Source organism: Acinetobacter sp. YH12108, from assembly GCF_013419055.1.
Taxonomy (GTDB): domain Bacteria; phylum Pseudomonadota; class Gammaproteobacteria; order Pseudomonadales; family Moraxellaceae; genus Acinetobacter.
Genome location: NZ_VPAW01000011.1, coordinates 100289 through 107544, shown reverse-complemented (window position 1 = coordinate 107544; position 7256 = coordinate 100289). Strand labels below are relative to the sequence as shown.

The following is a 7256-nucleotide window of genomic DNA, read 5'->3' as shown; positions in this document are numbered from 1 at the left end:
ACCTACTGCATCTTTCAGGGCATTCTGGACTTCTGTCCATGATTCAGCGGTGTAATCCGATGGTTTTTTCGCCAAGGCTTCATCAATCAGATCTTTTAGCTCTGCTTCTTTGGCATCAGACAGACCGTTGTCATTCTGGTCATTCTCATTCACAACTGGTGGCGTAACTGTTATCAGACCATTAATCGCGGTTTCCAGACTAGAGATCAGCTCATCTAATGCAGCGTCATTTTCAGGAGTCGTACCTACTGCATCTTTCAGGGCATTCTGGACTTCTGTCCATGATTCAGCGGTGTAATCCGATGGTTTTTTCGCCAAGGCTTCATCAATCAGATCTTTTAGCTCTGCTTCTTTGGCATCAGACAGACCGTTATTGTCCTTGTCGTTTTCATTTACTACGGCACGATAACCCATTGAATTACCAGAGCTATCAGCAGTTAATATACCAACTGCCACTGCACCCGCCCCCCATGGTAAAAGATCAAGAAAGAAATTTTCAGAACCTTTATAAAGTAATGATTCAAGTTCATTTAAAGGGTTATAACTAACACTATCAAAGTTAAATAAGAACATTTCCGATTGTTCATTTCTAAAAACTAATGAACTCTTTTCCGGATTAAATTGATCAACTAATATTTTTTCGCCATTTTTTAAAGTGATTACTGCTTGGTTGTTTATATATTCTATTTTTTCTATATCTTCGACTTTTACATCTACTAGAACTACAGAATCTGTGTTGAGTTCTATTTTTTCCAGATACTCTTTTATTAATCGATTATTACCGCCTGCTTTTGAAATAATTTGAACCTGCATAGAAAACCCCTAAAAACCCACTGAAACAGTTGGTATTAATTAAAGATTTATTAAAAACATTTTTCAAGCAATTACTTTACTTTTTTACAATATAATTTTACAGATAATAATAATCATTTCTGGTTTAACTATCACTTTTTTAACAATAGCTAATCATTCATTGATAGTTTTATATAAAATAAAATTAAGTTATTGTTTTACATAGTTTAATAAGACTCATAAAGTTAAAATATTTAGTTTTTTTAAAAAATTACATTCAAATAAATTATATTTAATCTTATAAAATTTATGTTTTTTTACTTTTCTAGATTTGGAAAGTATTTATTTCTAAAAATTTATTTTTATTACTTTTAATGTAAACTTCACATTGAAAAACAGTTAATTTATTAAAACAAAGATATTAAGCACCACTCTGAAAGATATCTCTGATTAAAATAGATCACACCTAAATTATTTAATATTTTTAAATTAATATTTAAGATTTTCTTAAACTATTTTTTATTGGTTTGCTTTACTTTTATATTTATAGAGTCTGATCATTAAAAATTAATATTAAGTATTTATCTCAAGAATCTAATCACTATATCCTGTAAAAAATAAGAGCGGGTATTTAACGTTATAACCTGCTCTTAAATTAAAAATTCAGTAATATCTAAACTATAAGGTTCTAACCTAATTCATTTCTAATATTGTTCACCATATGTAATAAACGTGGTGCAATATCATTTTTGATTTTCTCTTCATTGAGCAGAAAACTTGGACCGCCGCAGTTAAACACCAGTAGACCATGCTGTTCATGGACAAAAGGAACTGCAACCGAATTCACATCCTTATGCCATTCACCGATTGAAAAGCAGAAACCATATTCCTGATAGTCTTTAAATGACTTCTCCAGATTTTTTTGGATCTGTGGCCATTCTTCAACATGTTTACGGCGAATCGCATCAAGCAGAAAATCACGCTCATCTTCTGGCATTGCAGCCAGACAGGCACGCCCCATTGAACTTAAATGAATCGGCAAATGGGTTCCTACCTGACGACGCATGGTGACATTGCCTTTGCCCTGCACCACATCCAGATAAATCATGTTCAAACGGTCGCGGGTCGCCATTGCAACGGCTGCCTCAGCATAGTCTGCCAGATTTTTCATTAATGGATGAGCAACCGATCGCAAGGATAAATTCGACAGCATCGAATAACCAAAAGACAGTACGCCGACTGAGAGCTGAAACTTGCTCGAATTCGGAACCTGCTTTAAATATCCTAAACGGGACAAAGTATGGGTCAAACGGGTAATCGTCGGTTTAGGCAAACCTGTCATTTGTGACAGCTCCTGATTACCCAGGTGCTGATGTTTTGGACTAAAGCAGCGCAGTAACTCCAGACCACGTGCTAAAGCTGTAATAAATTGACGGTCATTTTCATCCTGCATATCTTCGATCGGATGCAATAACTCATGGCGCAAAGGCGCAATTAATTTTTCTTCCGACTGATCGGTTTCAGGTACATCATCAGACATGTCTTCACCGTCCTTCAAATTCATAATAAGTGTTTCGCATTGCGAAATTATAAATAATTATCTTGTATATAGCAAAGAAGCAACTTTGATTAAGTTGCTTCTTTATTGGACTTATGGGTTTTCTTGTTTATTAACCAACAATACCTTGAGCTTTTAGGGCCTCCAGTTTTTCCTCATCCACGACACGTGAAAGAATTTCATTCGTATGCTCACCTAACATTGGTGGTGCTTTACGATATTCCACTGGTGTACGCGATAATTTAATTGGTGAGCCAATCACCGTTAATTTTTCTTTTAACGGATGGGGGATCTCAACCAGCATATTACGCGCTTGCACTTGTGGTTCCTGGAAAGCTTGTTCAAGGTTATTAATCAGGCCTACCGGAACTTTCACTGCATGAATTGCTTCTACCCAATGCTTCGCAGTATTGCTTAAGAAATGTTTGGCTAGCAGCTCTGTGATTTCTGCACGATGCTGAATACGCAGTGCATTGGTCACAAAACGTGGATCTTGCGGTAAATCAGGCAAACCAATTGCAGCGCTCAAGGCAACAAATTGCTTGTCATTACCACAGGCAATAATGAAGTCTTGGTCGGCAGCGCGGAACACTTGATAAGGCACAATATTGGCATGCGCATTACCATAACGACCTGGAATTTTACCTGAAGCCAGGTAGTTCATCCCTTGGTTTGCCAGCAAAGCAACCTGCACATCCAACAGTGCCATATCAATATGCTGACCCAGGCCAGTCACATGACGATTCAGCAAAGCAGCCTGAATAGCGATGGTTGAATACAAACCCGTCGTCAAATCCGCAAAAGCCACGCCAACTTTTTGTGGTCCACCACCTGGTAAGTCATCTTTCTCACCAGTGACAGACATTAAACCGCCCATCCCCTGGATGATAAAGTCATAACCTGGTTCAGGTGCACGAGGGCCAGTTTGACCAAAGCCAGTAATTGAGCAATACACCAGTTTCGGATTAATCGCGCTGAGGCTTTCATAATCCAGACCGTATTTTTTCAATGAACCCGCTTTGTAATTTTCAATCACCACATCTGAATCAGCAGCCAGTGCTTTGACCAGTTCCTGACCTTCAGGCGTTGAAATATCAATCGCAACTGACATTTTATTACGGTTGGCTGACTGGTAGTACGCCGCTTCACGTGTATTTTCACCATGGTCATTTTTCATCCAAGGTGGTCCCCACATACGGGTATCATCACCCGTTTTAGGACGTTCAACTTTAATCACTTCAGCGCCTAAATCCGCGAGGATTTGACCACACCAAGGACCTGCAAGTACGCGACTTAAATCCAGTACGCGAATACCCTCTAATGCACCCATGTGTTTTTCCTTTGTTTATACGCGTTCGATGACCAGTGCCAGACCTTGGCCCACACCGATACACAGACTAATCACAGCATATTTTTTGCCGCTGCGCTGCAATTCACGAGCGGTGCTGAGCACTAAACGAGCACCTGAAGCACCGAGTGGATGCCCAACTGCAATCGCACCACCATTCGGGTTCACACGAGCATCATCAAATGCCACACCCAGACCTTTTAAGCATGCTAAAACTTGTGATGCGAATGCTTCATTGATTTCAATGATATCCATGTCATCCAACGTCAAGTTGGCACGTTTTAATGCTAGTTTGATCGCATCAACCGGACCGGCGCCCATAATACGTGGTTCAATACCCGCAGCCGCTGAAGCGATGATTTTCGCCATTGGCTGGATGCCCAGTTTTTCCTGAGCGGCTTCAGAACCAATGATTAGCGCTGCTGCACCATCATTGACACCAGAAGCATTACCCGCAGTCACTACACCGCCTTCAAACAGTGGACGTAGTTTCTGTAGCGCTTCCAAGTTAGAAGATGGACGTGGATGTTCGTCTTGATCGACCAATTTTGCTGGTAATTTACGGCCTTGAGGCACTTCAACACCCACGATCTCGTCAGCAAAGAAACCTGCCTGTTTAGCTGCTTCATATTTGGCTTGTGATGCTGCAGCAAACTGGTCTGCATCTTCACGGGTTACACCGTATTCTACTGCTACATTATCGCCAGTTTGCGGCATGGTGTCATTGCCGAACTGTTTTTCAATGGCAGGGTTCGGAAAACGTGCGCCGATGGTTGAATCGAATACTTTAAAATCACGGCTAAATGGTGTTTCAGATTTGGCAAAGACAAACGGTGCACGAGACATCGACTCGACACCACCTGCAAGGAAGATATCCCCTTCATTACAAGTAATCGCACGAGCTGCATCAATCACCGCTGCTAAACCTGAAGCACATAGACGGTTCACAGTTTGTGCTGGCGTTTTCACATCCAGACCCGCTAATAACGTTGCATGACGTGCAATGTTACGACTGTCTTCACCCGCCTGATTGGTATTACCCAGAATTACATCATCAAAAATATCAGCAGCTAAATTATGCTTCTCTACCAGTGCCTTAATCACATGTGCAGCAAGATCATCTGGACGAACCTTTGCCAGGCTACCTGCATGACGACCAAATGGCGTACGTAATCCATCATAAATATATGCATTTAACATGAGTTTGATTCCTTAAACTGCTGCAGTGTGAAGAAGAGAAAGTTTTAAACGGGCACGGCGTTGTACCCATGGACTTGGACGGTAACGCTGGTCACCGGTATTTGTCAGGATACGTTCCAGGATCAACAGGATACGTTCTGCGCCCAAAACATCACCCCATGAAATTGGTCCATGTGGGTAGCCCAGACCAAGTTTTACTGCTTTATCGATATCGGCTGCAGTTGCGATTTGTTGTTGGGCAATATCACAAGCCAGATTCACGACCATTGCCAATACGCGCTGTGCGACAAAGCCAATACTTTCAGCAATTACCGATACGCCATGACCATTTTTAGCAAACAATGCATGTGCCTGGTCGATATAGGCTTTTTGAGTTGCAATCGAAGGCATGATGGTACGGTGCTTGGCAAAATCAGTCAGCATATCGATGCTGATTGCACGAGTCGCATCGACATCAAAACGAAGCGCTGCAGTCGTGGTGTCTTCACCATAAGTGGCCAATAGAATCAGACTGTCAGCTGCCGGAGTTTCTGCACTGTCGATAACCAGACCTTGCTCACGGATATAGTCACGCAAGATACTGGCATCCTGTTCAAGATCTGCTTTGATCCAGACCGGGCTGAATTCAGTTACTTCAGGCGCAATCTGAGCCGGAGCTTCATTAGTCTTTTGACCATCCTGATACTTATAGAAACCTTCACCGACTTTACGACCGACTTTTTTACCAGCCAGCATTTGACGGGTTAAAGCGCTTGGACGGTAACGGTCTTCCTGATAATACTGGTTGAAAATCGATTCCATTACCGGATGAGAAACATCCAGTGCAGTCAAGTCAAATAATTCCAGTGGTCCCATACGGAAACCGGCACCTTCACGCAGAATACGGTCGATTTCAGAAACAGAAGCTACACCTTCACCCAGGATTTTTAGTGCTTCAGTACCATAAGCACGACCCGCGTGATTGACAATGAATCCTGGCGTGTCTTTGGTACGCACACCAAAGTGACCCATATGTTGTGCCAGTTCGAGTAGATCTGCAACGACCTGTTCATCTGTTGCTAGGCCAGCAATCACTTCGACAATTTTCATCAAGGGCACTGGATTAAAGAAGTGGAATCCCGCCATACGACCTTGATGCTCAAGATTGGAAGCAATCGCAGTCACTGAAAGCGATGAGGTATTGGTGGCCAGAATGGTCTCTGGTGAAACAATGGATTCCAGCTGTTTAAATAAACCTTGCTTGATGTCCAGATTTTCGATGATGGCTTCAACCACCAGATCAACACCAACCACTTCTTCAATGCTATTCAGGATTTTGAAACGTGCCAGAGTTGCATTCAGAACTTCTTCAGTAAATTTACCTTTGGCTTGCAGCTTTTCAAGCGTAGCTTTAAGTTTAGCCAAACCTGCTTCTGCCGCACCTGCTTTGGCATCGAATAAGCGCACTTCCAGACCTGCCTGGGCTGCGATTTGCGCGATACCCATGCCCATTACACCAGTACCAATGAGCGCCATAGATTGAATGGTCATGTCTTATTCTCCAGTGTATTGTGCAGGACGTTTTTCAAAGAACGCATTCACGCCTTCTTTCTGATCTTTGGTATCAAATAAAATCTGGAAAGCTTTACGTTCCAATGCCAAAGCACCTTGTAAAGATTGATCTTGGCCAAGATTGGTCACTTCTTTAATTTGCTGCACTGCAATTGGAGAGAAAGACGCAATGGTTTGAGCAATTTCAATGGCATGCGTAATAGTATTTTCATCTTCCACGACTTCAGAAACCAAGCCCATACGCTCAGCTTCAGCAGCTTTCACCAGTTTACCGGTGAGTACCCAAAGCATGGTTTGATATTTACCAATCGCACGCAGTAAACGTTGTGTTCCACCTGCACCCGGCATCAAGCCCAGTTTTACTTCAGGCTGACCAAATTTGGCATTTTCACCGGCAATGATGATGTCGGCATGCATGGCCAGTTCACAGCCACCACCGAGTGCATAACCATTCACAGCCGCAATAATCGGTTTCGGACAGTCAGTAATACTTTGCCAGTACTGTTCAGTATGGCGTAAATACATTTGTGCTGTGGTTGCAGTAGTGAAATCTTTAATGTCTGCTCCCGCAGCAAAAACCTTTTCACCGCCGGTCAAAACAATGGCTTTTACAGCATCTAATTTTGAAAGGTATTGAAATGCTTCAGAGAGTTGCTGACGTAATTCCAGGTTCAAGGCATTACGTGCTTCCGGGCGATGGATTTGAACAATCGCGACGCCATCTTCCTGTACAGTCAATTTTAAAATTTCAGTGCTTTCCATAATCTTCTCATTTCGCACAGCGGTATTTAATTAACAATATACATA

6 protein-coding genes are annotated in these 7256 nt (G+C 42.0%); all 6 read right to left on the bottom strand.

Annotation, left to right across the window (positions count from 1 at the left end; genetic code table 11):
- A partial coding sequence (locus FTU46_RS09230; protein WP_180104831.1) for a BapA prefix-like domain-containing protein occupies positions 1-813 on the bottom strand: 813 nt, incomplete at its 3' end.
- Positions 814-1480: 667 nt separating this feature from the next.
- Positions 1481-2332 (bottom strand): IclR family transcriptional regulator, encoded by an 852-nt coding sequence (locus FTU46_RS09225; protein ID WP_125279305.1) that lies wholly within the window; start codon positions 2330-2332, stop codon positions 1481-1483.
- Between the two features lie 130 nt (positions 2333-2462).
- Positions 2463-3680, bottom strand: coding sequence for a CaiB/BaiF CoA-transferase family protein (locus tag FTU46_RS09220; protein ID WP_180018191.1), 1218 nt, complete (start codon positions 3678-3680; stop codon positions 2463-2465).
- A 15-nt stretch (positions 3681-3695) separates the two neighbouring features.
- Complete coding sequence (locus FTU46_RS09215) at positions 3696-4898, bottom strand: 3-oxoadipyl-CoA thiolase (protein WP_159122796.1); 1203 nt, start codon at positions 4896-4898, stop codon at positions 3696-3698.
- A 12-nt stretch (positions 4899-4910) separates the two neighbouring features.
- Positions 4911-6428, bottom strand: a complete 1518-nt coding sequence (locus FTU46_RS09210; protein WP_180104830.1) for a 3-hydroxyacyl-CoA dehydrogenase — start codon at positions 6426-6428, stop codon at positions 4911-4913.
- Positions 6429-6431: 3 nt separating this feature from the next.
- Positions 6432-7211 (bottom strand): enoyl-CoA hydratase, encoded by a 780-nt coding sequence (locus tag FTU46_RS09205; RefSeq protein WP_004786253.1) that lies wholly within the window; start codon positions 7209-7211, stop codon positions 6432-6434.
- Positions 7212-7256: the final 45 nt, after the last annotated feature.